This is a genomic window from Fibrobacter sp. UBA2449 (assembly GCF_002342555.1).
Classification (GTDB): Bacteria; Fibrobacterota; Fibrobacteria; order Fibrobacterales; family Fibrobacteraceae; genus Fibrobacter.
In genome coordinates this window covers 140970-167735 of sequence record NZ_DDQF01000005.1, presented here as the reverse complement: position 1 = coordinate 167735, position 26766 = coordinate 140970, and the positions used below count along the sequence as shown (strand labels likewise).

The 26766-nt window shown below is 56.2% G+C and carries 25 protein-coding genes; 20 read left to right on the top strand and 5 right to left on the bottom strand.

Features of this window, described 5'->3' with window-relative positions:
• Positions 1-3 precede the first annotated feature (3 nt).
• From B4B27_RS02250 to pilQ, 6 genes are all read left to right on the top strand, one after another.
• Complete coding sequence (locus B4B27_RS02250; RefSeq protein WP_173382520.1) at positions 4-963, top strand: PilZ domain-containing protein; 960 nt, start codon at positions 4-6, stop codon at positions 961-963.
• Between the two features lie 121 nt (positions 964-1084).
• Positions 1085-2233 (top strand): pilus assembly protein PilM, encoded by a 1149-nt coding sequence (gene pilM / locus B4B27_RS02245; protein ID WP_173365119.1) that lies wholly within the window; start codon positions 1085-1087, stop codon positions 2231-2233.
• Entirely contained in the window at positions 2233-2844 is a 612-nt protein-coding gene (locus B4B27_RS02240; RefSeq protein WP_173382519.1) for a PilN domain-containing protein, read from the top strand. Before pilM ends, B4B27_RS02240 begins: the two co-directional genes overlap by 1 nt.
• Position 2845: 1 nt before the next feature.
• Positions 2846-3445 (top strand): type 4a pilus biogenesis protein PilO, encoded by a 600-nt coding sequence (locus tag B4B27_RS02235; RefSeq protein ID WP_173365121.1) that lies wholly within the window; start codon positions 2846-2848, stop codon positions 3443-3445.
• Entirely contained in the window at positions 3442-5439 is a 1998-nt protein-coding gene (locus B4B27_RS02230; RefSeq protein ID WP_290723248.1) for a hypothetical protein, read from the top strand. The genes B4B27_RS02235 and B4B27_RS02230 overlap by 4 nt, the downstream gene beginning before the upstream one ends.
• Entirely contained in the window at positions 5436-6995 is a 1560-nt protein-coding gene (pilQ, locus tag B4B27_RS02225; protein WP_290723246.1) for a type IV pilus secretin PilQ, read from the top strand. Before B4B27_RS02230 ends, pilQ begins: the two co-directional genes overlap by 4 nt.
• Before the next feature lie 153 nt (positions 6996-7148).
• Here the strand turns inward: pilQ and holA are convergent, their stop codons facing one another.
• The gene (holA, locus tag B4B27_RS02220; protein ID WP_173382517.1) at positions 7149-8117 is read right to left on the bottom strand and encodes a DNA polymerase III subunit delta; all 969 of its coding nucleotides are present in this window, start codon (positions 8115-8117) and stop codon (positions 7149-7151) included.
• Between the two features lie 16 nt (positions 8118-8133).
• Positions 8134-8601, bottom strand: coding sequence for a transcription elongation factor GreA (greA, locus tag B4B27_RS02215; protein WP_173365124.1), 468 nt, complete (start codon positions 8599-8601; stop codon positions 8134-8136).
• A gap of 74 nt (positions 8602-8675) precedes the next feature.
• Between greA and argJ the strand changes: the two genes are divergently transcribed.
• Positions 8676-9893 (top strand): bifunctional glutamate N-acetyltransferase/amino-acid acetyltransferase ArgJ, encoded by a 1218-nt coding sequence (gene argJ, locus B4B27_RS02210; RefSeq protein WP_290723243.1) that lies wholly within the window; start codon positions 8676-8678, stop codon positions 9891-9893.
• A 104-nt stretch (positions 9894-9997) separates the two neighbouring features.
• On the opposite strand, the gene B4B27_RS02205 is transcribed toward argJ, so the two are convergent.
• Entirely contained in the window at positions 9998-10924 is a 927-nt protein-coding gene (locus B4B27_RS02205; RefSeq protein ID WP_290723242.1) for an FISUMP domain-containing protein, read from the bottom strand.
• Positions 10925-10939: 15 nt separating this feature from the next.
• Positions 10940-12052: a glycosyl hydrolase family 8 gene (locus B4B27_RS02200; RefSeq protein WP_173382514.1), complete on the bottom strand. Its 1113-nt coding sequence runs from the start codon at positions 12050-12052 to the stop codon at positions 10940-10942.
• Between the two features lie 119 nt (positions 12053-12171).
• Between B4B27_RS02200 and B4B27_RS02195 the strand changes: the two genes are divergently transcribed.
• Together B4B27_RS02195 and B4B27_RS02190 are read left to right on the top strand one after the other, a co-directional pair.
• Complete coding sequence (locus tag B4B27_RS02195; RefSeq protein WP_290723239.1) at positions 12172-13035, top strand: NAD(P)/FAD-dependent oxidoreductase; 864 nt, start codon at positions 12172-12174, stop codon at positions 13033-13035.
• Positions 13036-13072: 37 nt separating this feature from the next.
• Positions 13073-13867, top strand: coding sequence for a fibrobacter succinogenes major paralogous domain-containing protein (locus B4B27_RS02190; RefSeq protein WP_173365129.1), 795 nt, complete (start codon positions 13073-13075; stop codon positions 13865-13867).
• Between the two features lie 101 nt (positions 13868-13968).
• Here B4B27_RS02190 and B4B27_RS02185 read toward each other — a convergent pair whose 3' ends face one another.
• Positions 13969-14277 (bottom strand): hypothetical protein, encoded by a 309-nt coding sequence (locus tag B4B27_RS02185; RefSeq protein ID WP_290723236.1) that lies wholly within the window; start codon positions 14275-14277, stop codon positions 13969-13971.
• A gap of 229 nt (positions 14278-14506) precedes the next feature.
• Between B4B27_RS02185 and B4B27_RS02180 the strand changes: the two genes are divergently transcribed.
• From B4B27_RS02180 to ftsA, 11 genes are read left to right on the top strand one after another with little or no spacing between them, the layout of a single operon-like run.
• Positions 14507-14983, top strand: coding sequence for a division/cell wall cluster transcriptional repressor MraZ (locus B4B27_RS02180; protein ID WP_290723235.1), 477 nt, complete (start codon positions 14507-14509; stop codon positions 14981-14983).
• Complete coding sequence (gene rsmH, locus B4B27_RS02175) at positions 14970-15983, top strand: 16S rRNA (cytosine(1402)-N(4))-methyltransferase RsmH (RefSeq protein WP_290723232.1); 1014 nt, start codon at positions 14970-14972, stop codon at positions 15981-15983. Before B4B27_RS02180 ends, rsmH begins: the two co-directional genes overlap by 14 nt.
• Positions 15980-16297: a hypothetical protein gene (locus B4B27_RS02170; protein WP_173381322.1), complete on the top strand. Its 318-nt coding sequence runs from the start codon at positions 15980-15982 to the stop codon at positions 16295-16297. The genes rsmH and B4B27_RS02170 overlap by 4 nt, the downstream gene beginning before the upstream one ends.
• Positions 16287-18218 (top strand): penicillin-binding transpeptidase domain-containing protein, encoded by a 1932-nt coding sequence (locus B4B27_RS02165; protein ID WP_290723229.1) that lies wholly within the window; start codon positions 16287-16289, stop codon positions 18216-18218. The genes B4B27_RS02170 and B4B27_RS02165 overlap by 11 nt, the downstream gene beginning before the upstream one ends.
• Entirely contained in the window at positions 18218-19642 is a 1425-nt protein-coding gene (locus B4B27_RS02160; RefSeq protein WP_290723227.1) for a UDP-N-acetylmuramoyl-L-alanyl-D-glutamate--2,6-diaminopimelate ligase, read from the top strand. The genes B4B27_RS02165 and B4B27_RS02160 overlap by 1 nt, the downstream gene beginning before the upstream one ends.
• The gene (locus tag B4B27_RS02155; protein WP_173365135.1) at positions 19636-21024 is read left to right on the top strand and encodes a UDP-N-acetylmuramoyl-tripeptide--D-alanyl-D-alanine ligase; all 1389 of its coding nucleotides are present in this window, start codon (positions 19636-19638) and stop codon (positions 21022-21024) included. The genes B4B27_RS02160 and B4B27_RS02155 overlap by 7 nt, the downstream gene beginning before the upstream one ends.
• A 17-nt stretch (positions 21025-21041) precedes the next feature.
• Positions 21042-22217 (top strand): putative lipid II flippase FtsW, encoded by a 1176-nt coding sequence (gene ftsW / locus B4B27_RS02150; protein WP_173365136.1) that lies wholly within the window; start codon positions 21042-21044, stop codon positions 22215-22217.
• Entirely contained in the window at positions 22214-23284 is a 1071-nt protein-coding gene (murG, locus tag B4B27_RS02145; RefSeq protein ID WP_173381319.1) for an undecaprenyldiphospho-muramoylpentapeptide beta-N-acetylglucosaminyltransferase, read from the top strand. Before ftsW ends, murG begins: the two co-directional genes overlap by 4 nt.
• A complete protein-coding gene (gene murC, locus B4B27_RS02140; RefSeq protein ID WP_290723222.1) occupies positions 23284-24666 on the top strand; it encodes a UDP-N-acetylmuramate--L-alanine ligase in 1383 nt (460 codons plus the stop codon). The genes murG and murC overlap by 1 nt, the downstream gene beginning before the upstream one ends.
• Positions 24657-25505: a cell division protein FtsQ/DivIB gene (locus tag B4B27_RS02135; RefSeq protein WP_173365139.1), complete on the top strand. Its 849-nt coding sequence runs from the start codon at positions 24657-24659 to the stop codon at positions 25503-25505. Before murC ends, B4B27_RS02135 begins: the two co-directional genes overlap by 10 nt.
• Entirely contained in the window at positions 25498-26739 is a 1242-nt protein-coding gene (gene ftsA / locus B4B27_RS02130; protein ID WP_173365140.1) for a cell division protein FtsA, read from the top strand. Before B4B27_RS02135 ends, ftsA begins: the two co-directional genes overlap by 8 nt.
• The last annotated feature ends 27 nt before the right edge of the window (positions 26740-26766 follow it).

Genomic DNA, 26766 nt, shown 5'->3' with positions numbered 1-26766 from the left:
GTAGTGCTCCTGATTTTGGGGCTATTGCTCCTCGTGTTGGTGGAAATACAGCGTTCCAACGACCGTCGCGAGAACGAGGAGATGTTCGGCACGAAGGATTTCGACCTCAAGGTGGCGGAATACAACCTGAGCCCGAAGGAAATTCGCACGCTCGAAAAACTGGTCCGAGCCTCCAAGTTCGAAAACAAGGATGCGGTGCTCAACTCCTCGCATCTGTTCGAGGCTGCGGTTTCGGATTTCTACGAGTTCCGTAACGTGGACAATGTTCGCGACGAGACGCTCGAAGCCGTGGCGCGGCTGCGCGACAAGCTCAAGTTCGATGCGGCAAACCCGTTCTCGGTCATTGCCAGCACGCGCCAGTTCAACGTGGGGAACCGCGTGGACCTGCTCCTGGATAGTGGCGGGGCCAAACTCAAACATTCCGAAATTGTATGGCGTGCGGAGAAGGAATGGGGGGTCTCGTACGACGGAAGTTTCGGCCCGGCGTCCTCCTTTGTGGGGCGCGAGGTGAAGGTCCGCTGGACCCGTCCTGAGGATGCCGTCTATTCTACGACCATCAGGGTTGCGAGGTGCGAACCGGGAATCCTGGTGCTCCGGCATTCCTGCCAGCTTGAAAAACAGCAGCTGCGTCGCTGGCGCCGTGAAATCGTGAATTTCGATGTCGAGGCGGAACTGCCGGACGGGAAAAAGTGCACCGGCCTGCTCTACGACCTTTCGGCGGGCGGTATCCTTATCGGGCTGCCGGTCGAGTGCGCAAGCGGACAGCATATACGGATTCATTTTGAGCTCCCGAGCTTCGGCCCGGAAGATGTGGAAATTGAGATTTTGCGCAGTTTGGGGCAAAAAAACGCTGAACATCCCGAGTTCTATTCCATGACGGCATCCTTCTCCGGAGCCTTCGGTTGGACCCAGGAAAGGGTGCTTCAGTACATATTTGAGCTCCATAAGTCGAAAAAGGGCTGAAAAACACCCCGAAAAATGCGCTAACTATATAATTTTCAATGACTTAGACGTTTTTTTGCTTGACATTTCGATTTTATAAAGGTAGAATTAGGATAGTACTGTTTCCGATCGGAGTTTTACTTTGGCTTTAGGATTAATTGCTCGAATTCGCGGTGAACGCGAGACAATCGGCATCGATGTTGGCCACTACAGCATCAAGTACGTGAAGGTTTACCATAACAGTCGCGGAGGCCGAGTTGTCGTCGAAATCGATACGGAGCCCGTTCCTGAGGGCGCCATTGTCAACGGAGAAATCCAGCGCCGTGAAGGCGATGAGGCCCCGACGGGCCCTGACGGCAAGAAGGAGAAGGATGGCTACGAACTTCTGAGCGAAGCCCTCTCCAAGCTGATGCTTCGCCATCCGCGCGACCCGAATACGGACCTTGTTGCCTGCGTGAACTGCGGTGCTGGCGCCGGTGGCGTGCTGGTGGACCGCCTGAGCGTCAAGGTCCCGAAAAACGGAAACGAGGCCGCCATTATTCTTCAGACCGCGCAGTCCCGTCCGCCCTTCGACGACCAGGACAACGTCATCGACTACGAGGTCGAGTCCAGGGAAGGCGACGAGGTGAAGGCGAACGTAGTCGCCGCGAAGAACGCACTTCTCGATTCCTGGGCACAGTTCTTTACCATCAAGGGACTCAAGCTTACCGCGATGGATGTAGATATTTTCGGTCTCCTGAATGCGTTCGTGGTGACCGCGTCCGAGGACGACCTGAAGCAGACGACCGCCGTTATCAATATTGGCGAGAAGAAGATGAGCATTGGGTTCATCCAGGGGGGCAAGTTCCACTCCATGCGTGCCATGACCGGCGGTTCCATCGATATGATTATCGCAAAACTCGGCGTCACGCTGGGCATCGATGCCGCGAAGTGCCATCAGTTGTTCGAAACGGGCGATCTGGGCATCGTGGACGGGTATTCCGAAGCCGAAGTGGAAGAAGCCCTGAAGCTTTCTTTCGAAGACATCATGGCGCAGGTCGAGTTCGGTATCCGCTACTTCTCCTCGTCCGAAGACTCCGAACCTTTGAACAAGATTCTCTTGGGTGGAGGCGGAGCTTCCATCCCCGGGCTCAGGGCTTTTATTGCCGAGCATTCCGGTGTCGAAACCGATACGGTCAACCCCTTCCGCTATGTGGAATGTGACGCGAGCGTCGTTGGGGAGTCGGGCGTGTCGCTTGCGCTTTCTAACATCCTGGCGCCCGCTCTGGGCCTTGCAATGAGGAAATTCTAATGGCTGCTAAAAAGACAAAGAATGTAGCGAAGAAATCCCTTTGCATATCTATTAACCTTTTGCCCGGTGAATACCGCAAGGCGCAGAAGGATTTCTCGTGGATCACGGACCGCCGTGTGGTATGGCCTACGGTGGCAATGATTGTCGCAATCGTTGCGGCGATGATGCTCTACTCTTTCACGACCGAAACGATATCGGGTCTGCAAAGCGATGTCGAACGCATCAAGTCGGAGGTGGAACGCGAACGTCCGCTGCTCACCAAGATTGGCGAACTCGAACAGAAGCAGGCGATTGTCAATACCAAGATCAACGCGCTCAAGAGCATCCAGGTGAGCAAGAAGCGCTGGGTGGTGCTGTTCGAGAATGTATCCTCGGTGTTGCCTCCCAACATGTGGCTCACGAGCTTGAACCAGGTTTCCGAGGACAACCTCGAAATGAAGGGGACGACGTTCGACTTCTCCGAGGTGGCCGAGTATATGGTCAAGCTCGAAAAACAGGTGAGTATCGACAAGGTTACTTTACTTACAATCGCCACGACGAAGGTCGATGGCGAGGAAGCCTACAGCTTCACCATCAAGGTTGTCCTGAAACAGGATCTGGGGGAGGGCTAGTATGGGAAATATAGATTTCAAGGATAAGAAGAACATATACGCGATAGTCGTAGTCCTTTTGCTTTTGGCTGCGGGCTATTGCCTGTATTCTTATGTGTGGGATCCGTTCGTGCAGGACCGTGATCGACTCGAACGCGAACGCGATGCCGCACAGTCGGAACTCGACAAAATTAATGCAAAGAAGCACCGCATTGCCGAACTCGAACTGCAGCTGGTGCAGGCCGAGAAGGACTTCGAAAAACTGAAGGAGATGTTCCCCGAAGAGGAAAAGGTCCCGCTGCGTTTGCAGGACCTCTACGCCGTGCTCCGCAGCTCCGGCGTGCAAATTCAGAGGTTCAACCCCGAAGGTTCTTCGCCAAAGGAACACTACGTGGAAAACCGCTACTCCATCGCGGTCAATTCCGGTTACCACATGCTTGGCTACCTGTTCGCCGAAATCGCAAACTTCAACTATCCGACTGCGATTACGAACCTCCGCTTGAACCGCTACTCGGGAATTGCTGCAGAACTCCAGAAGGCTGAAACGCACGGCTGGACGCCTATTACGGTGTCGGTCTCGTTCAACCTGACCACCTATACATCCAAGAAGGTTGCCCAATGATAAAGAACAAATTAATTGCTTTGTTCCTGTTCGTCGCGGTGGCCGCCAATGCAGCCCAGATCAAGGATGTGCGTTTTAACTGCGATTCCAAGAAATGCGCGATGACGTTCCAGTTTGCGTCGGATTCCGATTTGCCGACGTTCTTCCAGAAATATGACGCCAAGACCCACAGGCTCACGCTCGGATTCTCCGCGACGACTTTCGCCCTTGGCGAGGGTGTGTTCGATGTGGACGCCTCCAGCGATTGGGTGAAGGCTATCCGCGTTTTCAAGGAACCGTTCCACGGGACGGATTTCTTGAAGGTGGAAATGGCTGTCGGTTCGGCCATCAATACGGACAAGAATGCCATTGCTCTTGAAAAGTCTGACTTCAAGCTGACTTTCAACGGCAAGAACGGAAAGTCCTGGACGCTCTCCAAGTTGTTTGCCGACCGCAAGAAGGCTGCCGAGAAGCAGGCCGCGCTCGACAAGAAGGCAGCGGAAAAGGCCGCCCTCGAAGAAAAGAAGCGCCTCGCCGAAGAGAAGAAGGCTGCCGAGAAGCAGGCTGCGCTTGACAAGAAGGCAGCGGAAAAAGCCGCCCTCGAAGAAAAGAAGCGCCTCGCCGAAGAGAAGAAGGCCGCTGCGAAGCAGGCTGCGCTTGACAAGAAGGCAGCGGAAAAGGCCGCCCTCGAAGAAAAGAAGCGTCTTGCCGAAGAAAAGAAGGCCGCTGAAAAGCGTGCCCTCGAAGAAAAGAAGGCTGCAGAAAAGGCTGCTCTCGAAGAACGCAAGCGCGAAGCTGCCGAAAGGAAGGAAGCCGAGAAGCGCGCCCTCGAAGAGAAGAAGGCTGCGGAAAAGGCTGCGAAGGAAGAAGAAAAGCGTCTCGCCGAGGAACAGAAGAACCTTGACAAGGCCATCAGGGAAGGTGGCAAGATTTCGGCGCTGCTTCCGAACCTTAAGGAAATGACGGTGCTTGTCGGCTCGGGCATGGAACAGTTCCGCCTGGTGGCGACGACTCCGATTGAAATCCAGAACGTTTCTGGCCCGGACAAGGCGGCCGTCATCACGATTGGCCTTGCGGGTCCGCAGAAGTCCCCGATATTCAAGATTGGCGCAGGCACTCTCGTAAAGCATGTCACCTGGGGCGCAAACGGTCTCAAGGTCCAGCTCAAGGCCGGTGTTGCTCCGGTAATCGTGGTGCAGGAAGGCGCCCTGATTTTGCAGGTCCGCGAAACGACCATCAAGAAGGACGGGTTCCTTTTCTGGAGCGCCCATCCGGATGGAATTTTCGTTCGCGACTGGATGAAGTCTTCCGAAGAGAAGCCTTCGTTTGAGTCTTTCGTGAACAAGCACGACAAGGAAAGCAAGAAGCTGGTCTCTGGCTCGCAGACATTCCACCTGCGTCCGGTCGTCCGCGAACTCATCGTTGTCGCCGACGAAATCGAACTCTTTGCCGCGCCCAACGACAATTCCCAGGTGCTGAAGCGCCTTACCTTCGGCGAACGCCTGGTGAGCCTCGACGTTTCGGGTCTCTACTGCAAGGTGCAGCACGGTAGCCACATCGGTTTCGTGAACAAGCGCGCCGTGAGCTACATGGACGAACTTTCCGCCGTGCAGATTGAACGCCTGAAACAGGTCGACAAGGAAAGGGGCGAAATTGTTTCCGAGGGTGGCGAGGTTGCCGGAAGCCAGCTTGATGGCCTCTATGATGACCGCGTTACTTACAGTTCTTTCGGCCGTCGCGACCCGTTCGTCGAAATCAAGGGCCTCGTCGAAGAAGGCATCAACATCGACCAGGTCGAACTTGTCGGTATCATCTGGGAATCCGATGTCCCGATGGCGCTCCTCGTGGAATCCAAGAATCCTTCCATCTCCTACACGCTCAAGGAAGGCGACAAGATTCTCAACGGAAAAGTTCTTAAAATCACACAAACAGACGTGCTCTTCCTTATTCAAGAATTTGGCGTGAGCCGTCGCTACTCTATGGGTCTTCCCGATAAATTTGGGGGTCAAAAGTGAAAAAGCTGATTAAAATACTCATGGTCCTGTCCCTGGTTTTGGGACTCTCCTCGGTCTGTGCTGCCCCCGCGTCGGGTTCCGTGGAACCCAACAAGAAGCTGTACGACTTCTCGTTCGTGGATACGGACTTCAGTGCCGTGTTCCGCTCGGTGTCCGTGGTTGCGGGTGTCGATATCTTGCTCGCTCCCGATGTGAAGGGCAAGATGAGCCTCAAGGTCACGAAGAAGACTTGGCAGGAAACACTTGACATTATCTGCGAAATCAACGACCTGACCTGGGTTATCCAGGACAAGTACATCGTGGTGCAGCGCTTGAGCACTTACCAGGCGAAGCAGAAGAAGATTGCCGACGAAGAAAAGCAGCAGGAAGATACGGCTCCGCTCGTCCGCAAGAACTTCCAGATTCACCACGCGAAGGCCGATGAACTCGTGAAGGTGCTTGAAAGCATGAAGAGTGGCCGTGGCCGCATTACGGTCGTGGAACGCACGAACTCCATCATCGTCTACGATACCGATTCGAAAATCGAGCAGATGGAAAATGCCCTTACCGAACTCGATGTGGAAACGCTCCAGATCATGATTACCGCGAAACTCGTGGTGGTGAACAGCCAGCGCGCCCGCGAACTCGGTGTGGACTGGACGGCTACCATGGGCAATGGAACCGTGCTTACGCCGGGAACTGCGAGTGCTGCGAACGGAACCGCCGCGAATGCTACCCGTGCCGGAGCCGTGGTTCAGTCTTTCCCGAACAACGGTGTCTCGCCTGCTGTGAGCGGCGCTTCCACCGCTATTACCACGAGCCTCCTCGACAACCATCTCCAGCTTGCGATTTCGAACTTGATGGGCGACGCTTCGACCGAAGTGCTGGCGTCTCCGCAGGTCTCCACCCTCGACAATACCGAAGCCCAGGTGTTCATGGGTGACAAGGTCTCTATCCGCGTGATTGACGACAGCGGTGAATCTTCGACGCAGCTCGTGGAAACGGGTATCAAGCTGACGGTGACCCCGCACGTTTCGGGCGACAACCGCATCTTGCTCGACCTGCATCCCGAGAACAACTCCTACGATTACGACTCCAAGGGCGAAATCGTGATCAGCACTCAGGAAGCGAAGACGAAGGTCGTGGTGGCCGACGGCGAAACCGTGATTATCGGAGGCCTGACCCGCAACGAAACCCAGGAATCCGAAAGCGGCATCCCGTTCCTCAAGGATATCCCGTTCTTCGGCAACCTCTTCAAGTATTCTCGCAAGTCCGTCACCAAGAAGGACCTCGTGATTTTCGTGACGCCGCGTATCATCCGCAACTACATCGGCAACGTGGATATCTCTGAACCCGCTGCCGAAGTGAAGGACCAGCAGGAAGCCCCGCAGGCGAAGAAGGTTGAACAGCCCGCACAGGAAGCGGCTCCCGCGGCTCAGCCTGCGGCCGAACCCGCTCCGGCTCCTGCCGCAGAACCTGCCCCGGCTGCCGAAGAGCCTGCTCCGGCCGAGGAACCTGCTGCCGCTGCTCCGGCCGCTCCGGAACCTTCCGCCGACGTCCAGGACGACTGGAACTAAGTCGTTCTGTCAAGAACTTAAGAAGCCCGCTTCCAGCGGGCTTTTCTGTTTATTCAACGCTTATGCTTGCGTAAGCGCGAGGCAAGTTTGCTTGCCGAAGTTTATTCTCGTTGTTCGGGAGAGCAAACCCCATAGGTGCCCTCCCTAGTTTCATTACCGGATAACGAGGGCCGCGAGCGCGAGTTCCTGCGCAATGCGGGTGCTGCAGAGTCCGCTTTTGAATTCGTAATCGAGGTCGGCGAGTCGGCGGATGACGCGGCAGAGGAGCGGCTTGCTCCAGCGTCGCGCACATTCGGGGGCGCGGCCTTTCACGTTGAAGATGTAGTCGTTCTTGCCGAGTTCGGCGGCTGCATCCTTCGGCGTCATCCCCTTGTCTAGGAGGGAGGAGAAGTTCAGCAGGTCGACGGAGTAACGGTAGAGCGAACCCGCGATCTGGATGGCGTTCACTCCGTTGTTCAAGAGCTCGTTGAGCATGCGGGCATATTGTTTTACGTCGCGCAGCCCGAACGAATCGTTGATTTCGTACGATACCATCTCGCGTTGCGGCACGATCATGGTGCGGACGAGGTCGAGCGTAATCTTCTTGCAGTCCGGAGCGAAAAGCAGCACCTTCTCGACTTCTTCGCAGACGAGCTTGGTGTCGGTGCCGAGAGCCTCGGCGAGGTAGCGGCTTGCGTCGCGGTCAATCGCCTTGTTGAAGTGCGAGGGGATGGCGGCGTCGATCCATTCGGCCATCTTGTACTGCTTGGGTTCCTCGAATTTCTCGATTTCGCCTGCGCCCTTGAGCGCCTTGAACAGTTCGCCGCGGGCATCGAGCTTCTCGAATTCGAAGAGGAGCTTGCACTGGGGATTGTGGCTCAGCCACTTGGCGAGGGCCTTGCTGTCGTCTGCCTTGAGCGCTTCGCCCTTGCGGACGACGACAACCTGTTCGGGGGCGAACATGGAGACGGAATCGCAGGCGGTGATGACGGCATCGGCGATGGAAGGGATGTTGGTGTCCGTGGCAAAGAGGATTTGCCTGGACATCGGGTCGTCCTTGCGGTCGCCGAGGGCTTCCTCGAGGAATTTCCCGATTCGAGCTTCCTTGCTGAATTCGTCCTTGCCGATGAGCGTGACAATCATGCGGGTTGGGGGTACCTTAGCTGAAGTCGACGATTTCGAACTTGTTGACGCCTCTCGGGGTTGTCACCTCGACGGTTTCTCCCTTCTTCTTGCCCATGAGGGCGGCGCCGATGGGGCTCTTGAAGCTGATTTTGCCGTTGAGGGCGTCGGCTTCTTCGGGGCTCACCAGCTGGTAGACGACGTTTTTCTTGGTCTTGGCGTTGATGAGCGTGACCTTCGCGCCGAAGCGGATGGTGTCGGAGTTCGGGTCGAACGCGACGACTTCGGCCCTGGCCAGCTGGTCCTGGAGCTTGGGCATTTCGATATTGTCGATGGAGGCGAGACGTTCCTTCGCGGCATGGTATTCGGCGTTCTCGCTCAAATCGCCCTGTGCACGGGCATCAACTAATTCTTGCAGGACGCGCGGGCGTTCTACATTTTTTAAATTTTCGAGTGCTTTGACGAGCTGGTCGTAAGCTTCTTGTGTAAACGGGATCTTTTCCATGCTCTACAAGGTAAAAATTTTAACGGGCGTTGCGAGCCCCGAATCGCAAAGAAAGCTTCTTTTTAGGAGATACTATGTACACTGTGCTGGAAAAAGGCGGCGTTTGCTCCCCCAAGGGCTTTACCGCATCTGGAATTTGCGCTGGCATCAAGGCCAGCGGTAACGCCGACATGGCGCTTTTGAAAAGCGAGAAGGCGGCCCGTTGCTTCGCCGTCTTTACCACCAACAAGGTGAAGGCCGCTCCGGTACTGTACGACAAGGCTGCGCTTGAACATGCCCATTTCGCGACTGCGGTCGTAGTGAACAGCGGCAATGCGAACGCCTGCACCGGCGAACAGGGCTACAAGGATGCCGAACGCATGGCCGTGATGACCGAAGAGGCCCTTGGCCTTACCCCGAAGAGCGTGCTCGTTTGCAGCACGGGCGTGATTGGCCACCTGATGCCGATGGACAAGATCGAGGCGGGAATCCCGAAGCTCGTGGAAAAGCTGCACGCCGACGCTTCCGAGGAATTCGGGCGCGCGATCCTCACGACCGACCTTGCCCTCAAGAGCCATGCCGTGGAAATCCAGACGGAAAAGGGCGTGGTGACCATCGGTGGCGCCTGCAAGGGCTCGGGCATGATTCACCCGAACATGGCGACAATGCTTGCCTTCGTCACGACCGATATCTCGCTCCCCATAGACTTCTTCGCCGAATTCCGTGCCGACATTGCGGATTCCTTCAACGCGATTACCGTCGACGGCGACACCAGCACGAACGACACGTGCATCTTGCTTGCGAACGGCATGAGCGGACTCCGTTACGAAGACCTGAGCTTGAGCGAACAGGGCGAGTTCCGTGCAGCCCTCATGCTCATCATGCAGAGCCTCGCGAAAGACATCGTGCGTGATGGCGAAGGTGCCACCAAGCTTATCGAACTGCGTATCGAGAAGGCCGAAAGCCACGAAGAAGCGCTCCGCATGGCCCGCTTCATCGGGACATCCAACCTCGCGAAGTGCGCGATGTTCGGTGAAGACCCGAACTGGGGCCGCATCCTCAGCAGTGCGGGTTCCAGCGGTTGCAACATGGTGGCCGAACACACCGACCTGTACTTTGGCGACGTGAAGGTGCTTGAAGGCGGGCGCCCGCTCCAGCTCGACGAAGCTCAGACGGCGGCACTCCATGCTGTGGTTCGCCAGCGTGAATACAAAGTAACGCTCGTGCTCAACATCGGTCAGGCATCCGCAAGCGCGTTCACCTGCGACCTGAGCTACGGCTACGTGAAGATCAACGCGGAATATACGACGTAGTTGTTAGTCATTAGTTATTGGTCATTAGGATTGTAATGGCAAAGCCCTCGGCAGCGACCGAGGGCTTTACTTATAAAGTGAAAAGACTGAAGTGAGAATGCTAGCTAGTCTTTCAGGCAGCGGAGGCTCGCTCCGAATTCGGGATTGAACTTCTCGAACTTCGCGATGTCCTTGTCGTGGTAGAACACGAGCACTTCGCCTTCGGCCGTCCAGAGGTAGGCCTTCTTGCCGGCGTCTTCGAACTTGCGTTCCTTCAGCGGAACATCGCTCTTTGCGAAGTGGGCGCCACCGGCCTTCACGCCGAACCCGAGCTCGTCCTTGCCGTTGCCGTAGTCATTGCCGCCTTCCTTGATGGGATCCCAGCCGAAACCGGCCTTGAGCACGGTGCCGACCTTGCCGCTTGTCTCGGCGAAGGTGAGGAGCGTCTTCCATTCTTCCTTGGTGGGCATGTGGAAGCCGTCGAGGCAGGCCTTCTTCGCGTTCTCGAAGTTGTAGAGGCGGCCCCAGTGGTTGCACTGGTTGCACACGGAACCTTCGAACGTGCCGAAGTTCATGTTCTCTGCGGTCCACACCTGGGTGCCGATGCGGATCCACTGGTAGGCGTAGCCGTCGCGCGGGTCCTTGTAGCTGCCGTCGGTGGCGGGAGAACCGTCCGGATCGTACATTTCGCCGAATTCAATCTGCTTGTTCTTCTGGTACTTGGCCTTGGAGGCGAGCTTGCCGTTCTTGTGGTACTTGACGACTTCGCCTTCGATGTAGCCGTCGGCATACGGAGTTTCGGCCTGGAGGGTGCCGTCTTCGTAGTATTCCTTCTGCACGCCTTCCTTGCGGTCTGCGTTGAAGTTCGTTTCGCGCCTGAGGGTTCCGCTATTGTAGTATTCCTTTTCGATACCCTGCTTCTTGTCGTTGACATAGGTGGATTCCATGCGCACCTTGCCATCGGGAAATTCCTGCGTGCGGATGTCGTCGCAGGCGGTGAAGGCGAGAGCTGCCGTAAGCGACAGGCCGATGAGCAATGTTCTCTGTTTCATTTGTATCTCCTTGTTTTAGAATTCAATTTTTCCGGCAGTTGCCAAGAGCCCGATGATGTAGAGCATGCCGTCGTAGTAGCGCCAGAAGCGGAACGGGACGGAAAGTGCCGCGAGGTCTTTGACGAAAGGCTTTACCAGCGGGTCTTCGGAATCGAGGACTTGTGTCGCGGCCGCGTTCATCGCGATGATGCCCGGCGTAGCGTTGCGGCCCTGGCGCGGGTAGGGCCCGCCGTCGGTCGCGTAGTCAGAGAGGTAGGGCCTCCTGTTCTCGAAGAAGTTCAGCAGGCGCGTGCAGATTTCCTTCTCGCTCTCGTCGCCGCCAAAGAGTGCGTAGTCGAGGCTCAGGTTGAGCGCAACGCGCCAGGCGTCGCCGCTGAAGCAGTTGCTCTCGGGAAACCAGGGCATGGCTTTGGGCGTGCCGTCGTATTCGGAGTAGTCGCCGCAGAGGCCCGTTTCGGGGTGGGCGGCTTTCTTCAGGTACTCGATGCTGTTTTTGGCAATCTCGAGCCATTCGCTGTCGCCGGTCGCAACGGCGTAGGCGCGGTAGAAGGCGATGGTGTGGTAGCTCGGGTCGGTAAAGTCGTTGCCCAGCACGGGCGAGAACTTGATGAGTTTACGTTCGGGGTCGATCATCGGGCCCACGAGTTCGTTGAAAGGCTTGTTCTTGATGCAGTTGATGAGCTCGATGGCCTCCTGCCTGTAGTCGTCGCGGCCGAACTTCTTTGCGGCGATGAGGAGGGCTGCCGCGATGTATTCCTCGCCGTCGGGGGCGGCTCCCGGGTCCATCATCGAGAAGTCGGTGGTGGAGACTTGCCAGGAGTAGTAGCCCTTGTGCGGGCCGTCGTCGTTTCGCAGGTATTTCTTCGCGAAGTTCCAGAGCTTCTGGAAAAGCTTGTCGTGGCCGGTGAGGGCCGCGATGAACATGCCGTAGCTCATGCCTTCGGAGCGGATGTCGTCGTGGCCGATGTCGATGATGTATGCCATGTCGTCGGCGGCCTCGAAGCACACGCGCTCGTCGATGGGGTCGCCCTCGAAGAGTTTGCTGAATGCGTTCTGGATTAGCTGGTCGGCGAAGTTCGGGCCATAGCCTGCTTCGACGAACATGTCGCGGGGCTTTTTACATTCCATATAAAATCCTCAATTCTATTATCTAAAATAACTTAATTTGCACCGTATGCAAAAGCGTTTTTTTGAAAACAAGTGTAAAACAAGCGCGAAAATTCGTATTTTTACAACGAGAGGTATTTATGGCAGATATGTTGATTATTGGTCAGGGTCCGGCGGGCGTTTCGGCATCGCTTTATGCATTGCGTGCCGGTTTGGACGTTATCTTGGTCGGGAAGGGTGCCGGTGCGCTCGAAAAGGCGCACATGATAGAGAATTACTATGGCCTGGAGAAACCGCTGACGGGCGCGGAACTGTTCGAGGTGGGCAAACGCCAGGCCGAGCGGCTCGGGGCGAAATTTGCCGAGGACGAGGTGACCGACCTGTTTTTCGACGGGAAGGAATTCGTGGCGACGGGACTCAAGGGCGAGTACCGTGGCCATGCGTGCATCATGGCGACGGGTTCTGCCCGCAAGAAGACGCCGCTCCCGGGTATGGCCGAGATGGAAGGTCACGGCGTGAGCTACTGCGCGGTGTGCGATGCGTTCTTCTACCGCGGGAAAGATGTCGCGGTTCTCGGTGCGGGCGAGTATGCCCTGCATGAATGCAATGAACTCCTGAATGTGGTCGGAAGTGTGACGCTCCTTACGAATGGTGCGGAACCGACGGCTGAATTTACAGACAAAGTAAGGATTGACAAGCGAAAGCTCGCGGGCCTTGTGGGCGAGGGAACGTTTGGCGGCGTAAAGTTCGATGATGGAGAGGAACTGAAACTTGACGGGCTTTTTGTCGCCCTCGGCAGCGCAAGTGCCATGGACTTGTGCCGGAAGGCGGGAGCCGCCTTCGACGGCGGCAGCGCCGTACTTGACAAGAGCTTTATGACGACGGTGCCAGGCCTGTTTGCTGCGGGGGATTGCACCGGCGGTACCTTGCAGGTCGCTGTCGCCGTGGGCGAGGGCGCCATTGCGGGCCTTGCCGCCATCAAGTATTTGCGCGAGACTCGATAAGCGCTATATTTTTGGACGCATTTTTTAAGGAGGACGAATGCGTGTCTTGAAAGTTTTGTTTGTATTGCTTTTGCCCGTGATGTTTGTCGCCTGTAGCGATGACGATAGCGGCTTTATCTCGCGCCCGGACGGGAAGGATTCTTCGCCCAGCGTCACACCGAAGTCGAGCGATAGCAAGACAAGTGTGCCCACCGGAACTATGACCGACTCCCGCGACGGCCAGACGTATAGGACCGTGAAAATCGGCACCCAAACTTGGATGGCCGAAAACCTTAACTACGCATACACCGGTGTCCCTTATAACCATAGTGGCAACACCCTCGATTCTACTAGTTGGTACTACGACAACGACGCATCCTACAGCACCAAGTACGGTCGCCTATACACCTGGGCTGCAGCCATGGATAGCGTTGGTACGTGGAGCACAAATGGCAAGGGCTGCGGTTACAGTGTAATCGGTATGACCTGCTCGCCGGACTATCTGGTACGTGGTGTTTGTCCCGAGGGCTGGCACCTGCCGGACTCCACGGAATGGAATACGTTGATTACGACAGTTGGTGGTTCCAGTACAGCGGGTAAGGTACTCAAGTCCACTAGCGGCTGGAACAGCAGTGGCAACGGCACCGATGCTTTCGGCTTTTCCGCGTTGCCCGCCGGCTTCAGGGACATCTTTGATTACTACAGAGAGGGTGACGTAGTGAGGTTCTGGAGTTCTACTGAATACGATGGCTACAGCGCGTTCTTCATGGACTTGTACTACGACCTCGACAATGCGGGACTGACTCACAACGGCAAGTACGAAGGGCTTTCTGTTCGTTGCCTTAAGGACTAGGGCGTAAACCCTGCCTCCCCAAAAATAGACCGGCAATGACAGCTTTTAACCGATTTGGTCTGCTAAAATGTCAAAATGAAGGCTTTTAGCCCTCCCTTGTCTCACTTATCAAGCCCTTGGTATTTTCTTTTGGGCTTGTTGTCCTTTCCCTTATTCTTTTTCATGCTCTTTAGCGCCTTGTCGAAATCGTCTTCGACCACGTATTCGTATGGCTTGGCTCCAGGAGGGAGCGCTCCGGCATTGCACATGATGAAAATGGCAAGGCCGAACCAGATGGTAGAGGGCAGGGCTAGCATGCCGAAGAGCGTGGTTTCGTCAAAATAGATGTTGTGCCCTACGACTAGGGTAGGGTACAGTAGGACAATCGCGATAATCTTGATCTTCAGTTTGGTGAGCTTGAACTTTTTCATAGCGTAGTCAAAATTTAGTTTGATAAATCCAACTTGGCCCGATAGGGTCTTTTTTTTGTTAATGCACATCTGAACACTAAAACGAAATCGGACCTCGGTACGAGGTATGCTTTCTGTAAGTTTTCCGGTTTCTGGGGCGATATTCAAAAATTTTATTGCCGTGGTGGTAGAAAATGTTTAATTTTACCATGTGTTATAAGTGTTGTGGCAAAGTGTGTCAAGGAATTAAATGAATTTACCGTATTTCATAGGTAACGCCAAGACGGCGATAGACGGAAAGGGAAGGTCTTCCTTCCCCAGGGAACTCCGTCGCCAGCTGTGGCCTACCGAAGGGACTGAGTTCGTGATCGCTCGCGACCCGAACCACACCCTCCGGTTGTACATGTTGCCCGAGTACGTGAAGTTCATGGCCGAACTCGACGCGTTCAAAGATCGCCGTCGAGCCGATGTATTCCGGAAACAGCTCGATGCCAGCCCAGTTGAAATGGATGGCCAGAACCGCATTCTCATTCCCAAGAAGTTCTTGGATTATGCGGGTCTTACGACCGAAGTGGTTTACACTCCCGGTCGCGGACGGTCTCTGGAATTGTGGAACCCCGAACGATTCGAGAAGGAGCGCAACATGGATTCTGTTGAAGCTCAGAACGCGTTCGATGAGATGTTCTACTTGATCGGTTCGTCGGAGGGTCTTGATGACAAACGCTGACCTCAGACAAACTAATTTACAGACAAACGAATATTCTGCGGCTCTTGCCGGCGCTACCGATGGCGTGTTCTATCACGACCCCGTGATGCTTGCCGAATGCCTTGATGGGCTGAACATCAGGCCTGATGGTACCTATGGCGACTGCACGCTCGGCGGTGGCGGACATTCCTACGCGATTGCGAACAAATTAAACGAAGGCGGAACGCTCCACGCGTTTGACCGTGACGAGGAAGCCGTTGCGTTTGCGACCAAGCGCCTTGCGGGTGTAAAGTGCAAGTTCGTTGTGCATCCGGTGCGCTTCGGTGAACTGAAGAACGAGATTGCACCGAATACTCTCGACGGCATTCTTTACGATTTGGGAATCAGCAGCCACCAGGTAGATGATTCCAAGCGCGGGTTCACCTTTGTGGGTAACAACCCGCTCGACCTCCGCATGGACCGCCGTGAGGGCGTGTCTGCGCAGGAATGGCTCAAGAATGTCGATGCAGAAACGCTTGCCGGTGCTCTCCGCAAGAATTCGGATATGGACCGTGCGTTCAAACTTGCGACCCGCCTTGTAGAAATGGCGGGCACGGTGAAGGCCGGGAACCGCGATATTCTCCCTTCCGACGTGAAGGTCGTGGTGGAATCGGTATTCCCCGACAAGAAGCGCGAAGTGAACGGCCTTTTGGCACGCGTTTTCCAGGCTATACGCATGGAAGTGAATGGCGAACTCAAGGAGATTGAAGATAGCCTGAGCGCCGCGGTGGACTGCCTCAAGGTGGGTGGTCGCCTGGTGGTGATGAGCTACCATTCGGTGGAGGACCGCTGCGTGAAGGAAACCGCCGCGAAGTTCGAGAGGGCCTGCATTTGCCCCGAACGCCAGCCGGTGTGCACGTGCGGCGGCAATCACCAGCGCCTGCGCAAGGTGAACCGCAAGCCGATTTTGCCGACAAGTGAAGAGATTGCAAGGAACAGCAGGGCTCGCTCTGCGAAACTGAGGGTGTACGAACGGGTATGAGCGCTACGGATAAATTGCCGGTACCGAAGACGAACAGGGCGACCTTCCTGATCGTTGCGGTTGTGTTCGTGCTGATTGTCATCGGCCTCGTGACTCCCTTGTACCTTCAGAACAGGGTGAATGCGCTCTATTCGAAGTCCTATGCGCTTTCGAACGAGATCGTTTTTTTGAAGCGCGACATTTTGATGCTGGACCTGAAAATAAATCAGTATTCGTCGCTCGAATACCTGTGCAGTTTTGCCGACTCGGTGGGGCTTGGGCTCAATGGAGTCCCCGTGAAGGTGATGGATGCGGGAGGTCCCGGTGTACAATAGGGTAAAATTGGAACCGCTGGCCTTCCTCAAGTGGGTCGTGATGAGCCTCGTCGGCGTGCTGATGTGGCAGACTTTCAACATCCAGGTGCTCAACAGCGAAGTCTACCAGACCAAGACGAAGGATCGCGTGACGAGTACGCGCAACGTGTATGCGGGTCGCGGACGCATCATGGACAGGAACGGTATTGTGTTTGCCGACAACTATCGCGATACCACGAAGGGTGTCGATGACTATAGCCGCATATTCTTGCAAGGGCATCTGGCGAGCCAGATTGTCGGGAAACTCGATTTCAACGGCCGCGGCAACATGGGCATGGAGAAGGTGTTCGACACCACGTTGAGCGGAATCGAAGGGATACGCGTGGGCGTGCGCGATGTCCAGAAGCGCGAAATTTACAGCCGCTCCGAGGAAGTGGCGAAGGCGGAACCGGGACTGAACCTAGTCCTCACCATCGACCGCAACATGCAGGAAATTGTCGAGAAGGCGCTGAAAGATGGCGTCGAGGAGTTCCAGGCGGCAAGTGCAAGCGCGGTGGTCATCGAGCCCGTTACGGGAGAAATCCTCGCGATGGCGAGTTATCCGACGTTTGACCCGAATTCCAGAACGCAGGGCGTGGGGCGCATGGCCAAGAATGACATCGTTTCGCTTCCCTACGAGCCAGGTTCTACCTTCAAGGTGATTACGGCTGCCGCCGCCCTCGAAGACGGCATTGTTTCGCCGGACAAGGTTTACCCGAGCAATGGCGGGCGCTGCTGGGAATGGTGGGAAGGCAATCCGAAGTTCAAGAACGAGAAGCCGATTTGCGATTCCCATGTCATCGGGGAGGTGGATATGCCCGAGGCCATGGCACAGTCCTCGAACGTGTACTTTGCGAGGGTCGCGGATGCGGTTGGCGCCGACAGGTTCTATCGCATGGCGCGCAGCTTCGGTATTGGCATCCAGACTTCGGAATATTTCCAGGGCGAGGAAAGCGGACGCCTGTTGAAGCCCTTCGAACTGGAACGCGATGCGCGTACGCTCATGACGATGGGCTACGGGCATGCCGTGATGGTGACCCCGATACAGATGGCGATGGCGTATGCGGCAATCGCGAACGGCGGTGTGCTCATGGAGCCGATGATTGTGAAGGAATGGCGCGATTGGCAGGGCAACGTGGTCGACAAGAAAAAGCCGACGGCCGTTCGCCGCGTGATTTCGGAGAAGACTGCGGCCTCTATCCGCAAGATGCTCCAGCGCGTGGTGTATGACAAGAAGGGAACGGCAAAGCAGGCGATGAGCAAGAAGATTCCGAATGTGATTTTTGGTGGCAAGACGGGTACGGCCGAAAAGTATAACCACGTGACGCGCAAGTACGACAAGAATCGCCAGGTTGCTTCGCTTATTGGCCTTGCTCCGATCGAGGATGTTCGCTACGTGTGCATGGTCTTGGTCGATGACCCGAATATGGACAAGGACCGCGGACATACGGGTGGCGTCACGGCGGGCCCTATTTTCCGTCGGATTATGGAAGGGATCTACTTCCATCCGCAACTTTCGCCGATTTCGTATAACCTGGCGCAGGTGAAACGCGATACTCCCTGCGATGTCGATTTTATGGGAATGCCGCTCGATGGCGCGAAAAAGGTTGCAAGCGACAGGAACTGCAAGGTGGCTTTTGACGGCGTGGGTTCCCGCGTTATTTCCCAGCGCCAGAACACATCCGATACGGCGGGCGTGACGCTTGTCCTTGGCGAGATGGCCGCATCGAAGATGCCTGACTTGAAGGGGCTTTCGCTACGCGACGCCATGGAAATTATGGGCAACATCCGCGTGAACGTGGAATACGAGGGCAAGGGCCATGTCGTGGCGCAGTCCCCGATGCCGGAGGAAGAACTACGCAAGGGTACAATTTGCAAGCTGAAGCTTAAGGAGAGAGGTTGATGATTTCGGAAGCTTTGATGCAGAATTTGTCTGTCAAGGGACTTTGCGACGATTCCCGCCGCGTGAAGGCGCAGGACCTGTTTTTCTCCATGCCCGCGGATGGCTATGAAGAATTTGCGCGCAGCGCCCTTGCTTCGGGTGCCGTTGCCGTGGTGAGCGAACAGGCTGCCCCTGCAGGGCTTGCCTCCAAGTGGATCCAGGTTTCGGACGTGAAGGAAGCTCGCCTGGAAGCGGCCCGTGTATTTTACAAGGATCCGTTCGCGAAGCTCCGCTGCCATGCGGTTACCGGAACGAACGGAAAGACCACCAGCGCCTTCCTCATGAATGCGATGCTTGAATCGGCAGGCCGGAAAACGGCTCTCCTCGGCACCATCAAGAACAAGATTGGCGAATCGTCCGTTCCCGCGACGCTCACGACTCCGGGCCTTTTGGATTTGTTCGCGTTCGCCTCGAAGGCTGTTGCGGCCGGATGCACCGACCTCGTCATGGAAACGTCGAGCCATTCGCTGCACCAGGGGCGCGTGGCCGGAATTCGCTTCAGGAGCGGGCTCTTTAGCAACCTCACGCAAGACCATCTTGATTACCACAAGACGATGGATGCCTATTTCGAGGCCAAGAAACTCCTCTTTACGAAATACCTTGCCGATGATGGCGTTGCCGTGGTGAACATCGACGATGCGCACGGCGAGAGACTTTTTGATGAACTGAAGACGCTCGGGAAAAATGCCGTCGCGGTTTCGAGGCTCGGGAATGCGAAGGCCTCCGTGAAGCCGGAAGGCGACGTGCAGAATACCGAGAACGGCCTCGTGTTCAGCCTGCCTGCCGTTGCGAAGGAAAAATTCGAGACGCCCCTCTGTGGCGACTTTAACGTGGATAACGTGTTGCTTGTGCTCGCCTGGGCAAATGCAATCGGAATCCCGGAACTCTCGATGCGTGCTGCGCTTGCGAGCGTCCGCGTGCCGGGCCGTTTCGAGAAGGTATGGAACAAGGACGGAAAGCATGTCGTGGTCGACTATGCGCATACGCCCGATGCCCTGGAACGCGTGCTTACGACGGCGCGCAAGCTCTGCCGCGGGACGCTCTCTACGGTATTCGGCTGCGGAGGTGACCGCGACCGCACCAAGCGCCCCATCATGGGCCACATCGCGGAAACGATTGCCGACAAGGCTTGGCTCACTTCCGACAACCCGCGCACGGAAGACCCGCTCGCGATTATCGAGGATGTGCGCGCGGGAATGAGTACGGACAAGTTTGAGGTCGTGGCGGACCGTGCGGAAGCCATCCGCAAGGCATGTGCCGCGCTGAAGGATGGCGATTGGCTCGTAATTGCGGGCAAGGGCCACGAAGATTACCAGATCGTCGGCAAGACGAAGCATCATTTTGACGACCGCGAAGAAGCGGTGAAGGCGATGGAAGAATGTTAAAGCTTGATTTGACAGTCCGCGAAATGCTGGAAATCCTGGAAACATCCGCCGTGGGTGTTCCGGCCAGCGTCTTGAAGCGGAAAGTGAATCTCTGCATGGATTCACGCGAGAAGGCCAAGGGCGTGGTGTTTTGGCCTATAAAGGGAGCGCGTTTCGATGCGCACAAGTTTGTCTCTCAAATGGAAAAGGATGGTGCGCTGATGAGCGTTGTGAACCAGGAATCCGTAGAAAGCAATTCCATCAAGATGTATGCCCCGGTGGAAGATACCACCAAGGCGCTGCTCAAGCTCGCCAAGGGCTACCAGAGGCTCTTCAAGGTGAAGAAGGTCGCCATTACCGGAAGCAACGGCAAGACGACCACCAAGGAGATGACGAAGGCCGTGCTCTCCATGAAATATAAGACCCATGCGACGCAGGGCAACTTCAACAACCATATTGGCGTGCCGATGACGCTGTTCCAGCTGAAGCACAGCCATGAGGCTGCTGTCGTCGAGATGGGCACGAGCGGTCCCGATGAAATCCGCCCGCTTTCGCTGGCCGCAGAACCCGATGTCGCCGTGATTACGAACATTGGCGCTTCGCATCTGGAACGCCTTGGCGATTTGGACGGCGTGTTCCGCGAAAAAATTACCATCAAGGATGGCCTCAAGACGAACGGCACCTTGATCGTGAATGCCGATGACCCGCGCCTCTGCAAGGTGCGTTCGACAAAGAACATGAAGGTCGTCACGTTCGGCGTGCATCGCGGAATCGTGAAGCCCGAAAGGCTCACCTGGAACGAGAACGCCTGTGCCGATTTCTATGTCGGCCGCACGCATTTCGAACTGAGCGTGCCGGGGACGCACAACCTCTACAATGCGCTTGCGGCGATTGCCGTGGGCGAGGCTTTCCGCGTGCCGAAGGCCGATATCGCGAAGGCGCTCAAGGCTTTCCATGCGACAAACATGCGCATGGAATTCCGCAAGGGCAACGGATTTAAGATTGTTTCGGACTGCTACAACGCGAACCCCTCTTCTACCCGCATGGCGCTTCAGACCATCGGCAACATGAACGTGCGCGGCTGCCGTATCGCAGTCCTCGGCGACATGCTGGAACTCGGAAAGGCGAGTCGCGAAATGCACCGCGAAATCGGAAAGCTCGTTCCCGAGATGAATTTCGACCTGCTGCTCGCTGTGGGCGAGGATGCGAAGGAATATGTGAAAGGCGCCAAGGAAGGCGGCCTGGAGCAGGCTTTCCATTTCGATTCTGTGCAGGACGTGATTGAGTTTTTGGGCGAAGTGGTCTGCGAAGGCGACGTGCTCCTCGTGAAGGGCAGCCGCGGAATGCATATGGAACAGGTGGTGGATGCCCTGCTGAAGCAGGCTCCGGTTTCTAAGGCGTAAGGTATCGAGAAGTTAAGATGAGCAACCAGACTACAGGCGTAAACAAGCTGCTTCTGCTGTCAACACTCTTGTTGATGAGCTTTGGCATCGTTGTCGTTTATACGGCCTGTACCCAGCATGCGCTCAGGATGGGGCTTGCCCCGGAATACTACCTGAAGAAGCATTGCATGATGGTGCTGGTAACGCTGCTTGTCATGCTCTTTGCTGCAAAAATCGATTATTCGGTCTGGAAAAAATTCTCGCGCGTCATCTTTGCGGGGGGCTGCGCCCTGACGGTATACTGCCTCATTTTCGGGAAGGCGCATCTTGGTGCCAAACGCTGGGTGGATTTTGGATTCTTCCAGCTGCAGCCTTCCGAGGTGCTGAAGTTCGGGCTAATCGTGATGGTGGCGGTCAAGCTTTCGGAGGCGGGCTCCGAAATAAAGAGCTTGAAGTGCAGCTTAATCCAGCCCGGAATTCCTTTTGCGATTGCGGCAATCCTCCTGATTTTGCAGCCCAATTTCTCGATGCTGATCATGTTCGCAAGCATTGTCGTGGCCATGCTTCTTGTTGCCGGCGTGAACTTCAAGCACTTGCTGCCGGCGTTGGGGGGCGGGCTCCTGATGGGTGTAATCATGCTTCTGGTGAAAAGCCATTCTTCGAAGCGTATTGCCGCGTTCCTGGATCCGTCGATGCACCAGGACAGTGCCTACCAGGCGGAACGTTCCCTGGAAGCCCTCGGCAATGGCGGTTTTTTTGGAACGGGAGTTGGCATGGGCATCCAGAAACTCGGATACCTTCCGGAGGCACACAAGGACGTGGTGTATTCGGTCATAGGCGAGGAATTTGGATTTATCGGGACGTTCTGCGTGCTGTTCGTTTTTGGAGTGCTCTTCTACCAGGGATTCGAGATTGCGAGGAATTCTTCGACCCGCTTCGGAAAGTATATGGCGGTGGCGCTGACGACATCCCTGTTCTTGAACTTTATCGTCCACGTGTGCGTGAGTACGGGGCTCATCCCGACAACGGGCCAGCCGCTTCCCTTCCTCAGCTTTGGCGGGACGAACCTGATTGTTTCCGGCCTGTTCATAGGAGTCCTGTTGAATATTTCCAAGTCCGGGACGGGAAAGAGAATAGACGAGCCCTATGTGGGCGGCGAGAAAACGAACGTCTATACGTTCGGCGGTTTTGATATAACGAGGGCTGAATCATGAAAAAGTTCCTGTTTGTGTGCGGTGGCACCGGTGGCCACATTTTCCCGGCAGTTGCGATTGCCGAAAGCCTAAAGAAAAAGGGCTATACGGACATCACGTTCGCCGGTCGTAAGGATTCTATGGAAGAACGCCTTGTGGCTGGCAACTGGCCTTATGAATATATCACGGCGGAACCGCTCCACCGCGGTCCGTTCCTCAAGAATTTGGCTCTTCCGTTCAAGCTTTCGAAGTCGCTGGTGCGTGCGAAGAGCGTCGTGAAGAAAGTGAATCCCGATGTGGTCGTGGCGACGGGCGGCTACGTGTCGCTCCCGATTGTGATGGCGGCAGGCCGTCTCGGAATTCCCGTCTACCTGCAGGAACAGAATGCCGTTGCCGGTGTCGCGAACAAGGTCGGGTCTCGCTATGCGAAGACTGTGTTTGTGACCTCCGATGATGCGGCGAAGTTCTTCCCCGCAGAAAAGTGCATGGTCTTTGGAAACCCCGTGCGCAAGCTGCCCGATGGCGATTCGCTTGCTCGTCCGGCCGAGTTTGCCCCAGGCAAGAAGGCCGTGTTTATTGTGGGCGGTTCGCAGGGCGCAGCCGGTATCAACAACAAGATTGAAGAAAGCATCAAGACGATTGCCGCCCGCGACGACGTGTCTGTCGTGTGGCAGGTGGGCGTGAAGAATGTCGAAGCCATCTCGGAACGTGTCGGCAATGTGCCGAATGTTGCCATCCGCGGGTTCCTCGACGGAATCTACGCCTACATGAAGCATGCCGACCTGATAATCAGCCGTGCCGGGGCTTCCGCCCTGGCCGAGATCCTCGCGTTCGGAAAGCCGTCGATTCTGCTCCCGTTCCCGCATGCGACTGCGAACCACCAGGAACACAACGCCCGCGTGGTCGAAAAGGCGGGGGCATGCCTCGTCGAGCTCGATGCCGAAGAGAACCACCTGTGGGAAAAGGTGGAGCAGCTTCTGGCGAATGAAACCCGTTTGAATGCTATGGCCGCTGCCGCGAAGGGGCTGGGAATGCCCGATGCCGCCGACCAGATCGCGAAGGCCATCTTGGAAAAGGAAGAAGCGTAATGCAGATCAATGATTGTAAACGTGTTCGTCGTCTCCACTTTGTGGGCATCGGTGGCGCCGGGATGTCCGGCATTGCCGAGGTGCTGCATGCGAATGGATTTGAAGTGTCGGGTTCCGATACGGGTGAAAGTCCCGTCATCGACTACCTCAAGGGTCTTGGCATCAAGATTGCGCCGAAGCACGAAGCGAAGAACGTGGAAAATGCCGACCTGGTCGTGTATTCGTCCGCCGTTCCGCACGATAATCCCGAACTCGTGGAAGCGCACAACCGCCGCATCCCCGTCATTCGCCGCGCCGAAATGCTCGGCGAACTCATGCGCATGAAGTATACGCTCTCGATTTGCGGGACGCACGGGAAGACGACGACAACCTCTATCGTCGGTGAAATCTGGGAAGAAGCCGGTCTCGACCCGACGATTATCGTGGGTGGCGTGGTGAAGGGCAAGGGCTCGGGTGCCAAGGTGGGCAAGGGCGACTACCTGATTGCCGAAAGCGACGAGTTCGACCGCAGTTTCCTTTCGATGATGCCGTCTTCGGCCATCGTGACAAACATCGATGCCGACCATCTGGATACTTACGAGAATATTGAGGATATCAAGGATGCGTTCGTGCAGTTTGTGAACAAGATTCCGTTCTACGGCCAGGCAATCCTCTGCCTCGACGACCCGAACGTGCAGGCGATTCTCTCGCGCGTCAGGAAACCGGTGATAACATATGGCTTTACTCGACAGGCCAAGTATCGCGTGGACAACCTTCGCTTCGAGAAGGGATATCCCGTATTTGAAATCTTGAACGACGGCGAAAACCTGGGCGAATTCCGCCTCCAGATTCCGGGCCGCCACAACGTGCTCAATGCGACCGCCGCCGTGGCGCTTGCTATCGAGGAAGGCATTTCTGCCGATGTGGCCCGCAAGGCGTGTGCCGCGTTCCAGGGCGTGACGCGCCGCTTCGAATTCATGGGCGAGAAGAACGGCGTGATGGTGTTCAATGACTACGCGCACCACCCGACTGAAGCGACCGCGACGCTGCTTGGCTTCCGCGAGGCTTTCCCGGACAAGAGGATTGTCGTTGCGTTCCAGCCGCACCTTTTCAGTCGCACCCGCGACCAGCACGAAGCTTTCGGTATGGCTTTCGCGAACTGCGATGTGCTTTTGGTGACGGATATCTATCCGGCGCGTGAACGCCCCATCGAAGGCGTGACAGGCGCGCTTGTCGCAAACAGCGCGAGCGACCGCGGCCACCGCAATGCCCGTTTCGTGGGCGACCAGATGAACCTGCTTCTGATTCTGAAGGAGGAACTCAAGGCGGGCGACGTGGTGGTGCTGATGGGCGCCGGAAGCATCTACAAGTTGGGAGACCGTATTTTGGAGGAATGCATTTGACCGAATCCAGGACGACATTCCTCGGCCGTCGCATCGGCTACAACGAGAGCAAGCGCAAGGAGGCCCGCGTTCAAAAGCTGAAACGCGGCTTCAAGGGTGCCGCTCGTTGGTTCGTGCGCCGTGGCTGGATTGTTGCAATCCTGCTGGTTGTCGCCGGTGTCGCTCTCTGGACGAACCGATTCTACGTGCAGCGATTCAACCCGCTCGAACTGCGCCATTTGCAGTATATCGATATCGAGGGGAATCGCATGCTCTCGTGGGAAGACGTTATCCAGAATGCGCAGGTGGAACCGGGAATGCTCATGTCGGAACTCGAACCTGATTCGGTAGAAAAAATGCTGATGCAGATGCCGCTCATCCGTTCGGCGGAAGTGGAGAAGAAGTTCCCCTCCTCCGTGACAATCCGTTTGCAGGAGGCGGATCCCGTGGCTTCGTTCTTCGAAGGGGGCAAGGCGACTGTCTATTCCGAACGCGGAGTGCCCATGCCGCTATCGATGTCGACTGCGCTCAGGCTTCCGATAGTGGAACCCGGTTCCATGGACGAAATCAAGCGCATATGCAAGTTTCTCTCCGAAATGCGCAAGATCGATTCCAAGCTTTTCGGCCAGATTTCCCAGGTGGGCTGGGATTCGGAAGACAAGGCCTTCGAGGTGTTCTTCCGCGATGTCGAGTTTCATGTGCTGTTTCCGCAGTCGGGTTGGAACAGCGATCTCTTCGCCCTGTACGAGATGGTCAAGGCGGGATTTCCGAAGGATTTGCGTTGTGCCGGTGAATTGGACATGCGTTATGCCGGTTTTGCTTATGTAAGGAATTTTGACAAGAGGTGTGTCAATGGATGAAGCAAGGAATGAAATGAGGAAAGAGGACCTGATATTCGGTCTGGATATCGGAGCCTCGAAAATTAACCTGTTCGTCGGCATGGTGGACGGAGCCTCCGTGCGCGTGTTGGAGTGCGGGGATTTCCCGCTTACCAATGCGGACGAGTTCGATCACGTGGTCGAGACGCTCAAGAATGCGGCCCAGTCCATCGAGTCGACGGTCGGCGTGGATGTCCACGACGTGTACGTGGGTATCGCCGGAAAGCATGTCTCCTCGTTCAACTACAGGGGACTCATTACGCTTCCGACCGGAGAAGTCCGCAGCCAGGATATCGAAACGGTCAAGGACCAGGCGAGCACGATTCCCGAATCGGCCGGGCAGATTATCCACGTGTTCCCGGGCGAATACACGCTCGACGACCAGCCGGGCATCCGCAACCCGAAGGGCCTCAACGGCCGCCGCCTCGGCGTCGAAGTCCAGGTGGTTACCTCGCGCCCGAACGCCATCCAGAACCTGGACAAGTGCGTAAAGAGCGCCGGTCTCCACACGATGGAATTTGTGCTGGAACCCCTTGCTGCCGCCTATGCCGTGCTCACCGAGGATGAAAAGGAACTGGGAGTCGCCCTGATTGACATTGGCGCCGGTTCTGCCGACGTGGCCGTGTTCGTGGGCGAGTCCGTTCGCTATACGGTTTCCCTTGACCTTGCTGGGAACAGTATCACGAGCGATATCAGCAAGTGCCTCCAGGTTCCCATTTCGCTTTCGAAGGCCGAAGAAATCAAGAAGAAGTACGGCACCTGCAAGATCAACAACCTTATCGAGGACGAGACGTTCCCGGTGCCCGGCGTGGGTGACCGTGGCGACGTGCAGTGCTCCCGCAAGCTCCTTGCGCGCGTAATCACGGCCCGTGTCGCCGAGATTTTCAAGATGCTGAGCGATGACCTCCAGAAGCACAAAATCGACGGCCTCATCAACGGCGGAATCGTGCTGACGGGCGGCTGCTGCGCCCTCGAAGGAATCGACGAGATTGCCGAGAAGGTGTTCCACAAGCCGGTGCGCATCGGGCTTCCCAAGTTCTTCAGCGGAATCCAGGAAGCGTTCCGCAAGCCATCCTACGCGACAGGCATCGGGCTCCTGCATTACGCCGCCCGCAAGCAGCGCGAGAACAGAAGGAACGAGACGGGTAAGCAGATTACGGTATCCGTCAAGAAAGGTCTTCAGTGGATCAAGGATTTGGTCCAGACATACTTTTAAACAACAAAAAACAACCACTCAATCCCA

Bases quoted from the DNA above. Each gene is read 5' to 3' on its own strand.
- B4B27_RS02240 (WP_173382519.1), top strand. From the start codon at position 2,233: ATGGCTGCTAAAAAGACAAAGAATGTAGCGAAGAAATCCCTTTGCATA.
- B4B27_RS02235 (WP_173365121.1), top strand. From the start codon at position 2,846: ATGGGAAATATAGATTTCAAGGATAAGAAGAACATATACGCGATAGTC.
- B4B27_RS02230 (WP_290723248.1), top strand. From the start codon at position 3,442: ATGATAAAGAACAAATTAATTGCTTTGTTCCTGTTCGTCGCGGTGGCC.
- holA (WP_173382517.1), bottom strand. From the start codon at position 8,117: ATGATTGTCACGCTCATCGGCAAGGACGAATTCAGCAAGGAAGCTCGA.
- greA (WP_173365124.1), bottom strand. From the start codon at position 8,601: ATGGAAAAGATCCCGTTTACACAAGAAGCTTACGACCAGCTCGTCAAA.
- argJ (WP_290723243.1), top strand. From the start codon at position 8,676: ATGTACACTGTGCTGGAAAAAGGCGGCGTTTGCTCCCCCAAGGGCTTT.
- B4B27_RS02205 (WP_290723242.1), bottom strand. From the start codon at position 10,924: ATGAAACAGAGAACATTGCTCATCGGCCTGTCGCTTACGGCAGCTCTC.
- B4B27_RS02200 (WP_173382514.1), bottom strand. From the start codon at position 12,052: ATGGAATGTAAAAAGCCCCGCGACATGTTCGTCGAAGCAGGCTATGGC.
- B4B27_RS02195 (WP_290723239.1), top strand. From the start codon at position 12,172: ATGGCAGATATGTTGATTATTGGTCAGGGTCCGGCGGGCGTTTCGGCA.
- B4B27_RS02190 (WP_173365129.1), top strand. From the start codon at position 13,073: ATGCGTGTCTTGAAAGTTTTGTTTGTATTGCTTTTGCCCGTGATGTTT.
- B4B27_RS02185 (WP_290723236.1), bottom strand. From the start codon at position 14,277: ATGAAAAAGTTCAAGCTCACCAAACTGAAGATCAAGATTATCGCGATT.
- B4B27_RS02180 (WP_290723235.1), top strand. From the start codon at position 14,507: ATGAATTTACCGTATTTCATAGGTAACGCCAAGACGGCGATAGACGGA.
- rsmH (WP_290723232.1), top strand. From the start codon at position 14,970: ATGACAAACGCTGACCTCAGACAAACTAATTTACAGACAAACGAATAT.
- B4B27_RS02170 (WP_173381322.1), top strand. From the start codon at position 15,980: ATGAGCGCTACGGATAAATTGCCGGTACCGAAGACGAACAGGGCGACC.
- B4B27_RS02160 (WP_290723227.1), top strand. From the start codon at position 18,218: ATGATTTCGGAAGCTTTGATGCAGAATTTGTCTGTCAAGGGACTTTGC.
- B4B27_RS02155 (WP_173365135.1), top strand. From the start codon at position 19,636: ATGTTAAAGCTTGATTTGACAGTCCGCGAAATGCTGGAAATCCTGGAA.
- ftsW (WP_173365136.1), top strand. From the start codon at position 21,042: ATGAGCAACCAGACTACAGGCGTAAACAAGCTGCTTCTGCTGTCAACA.
- murG (WP_173381319.1), top strand. From the start codon at position 22,214: ATGAAAAAGTTCCTGTTTGTGTGCGGTGGCACCGGTGGCCACATTTTC.
- murC (WP_290723222.1), top strand. From the start codon at position 23,284: ATGCAGATCAATGATTGTAAACGTGTTCGTCGTCTCCACTTTGTGGGC.
- B4B27_RS02135 (WP_173365139.1), top strand. From the start codon at position 24,657: ATGCATTTGACCGAATCCAGGACGACATTCCTCGGCCGTCGCATCGGC.
- ftsA (WP_173365140.1), top strand. From the start codon at position 25,498: ATGGATGAAGCAAGGAATGAAATGAGGAAAGAGGACCTGATATTCGGT.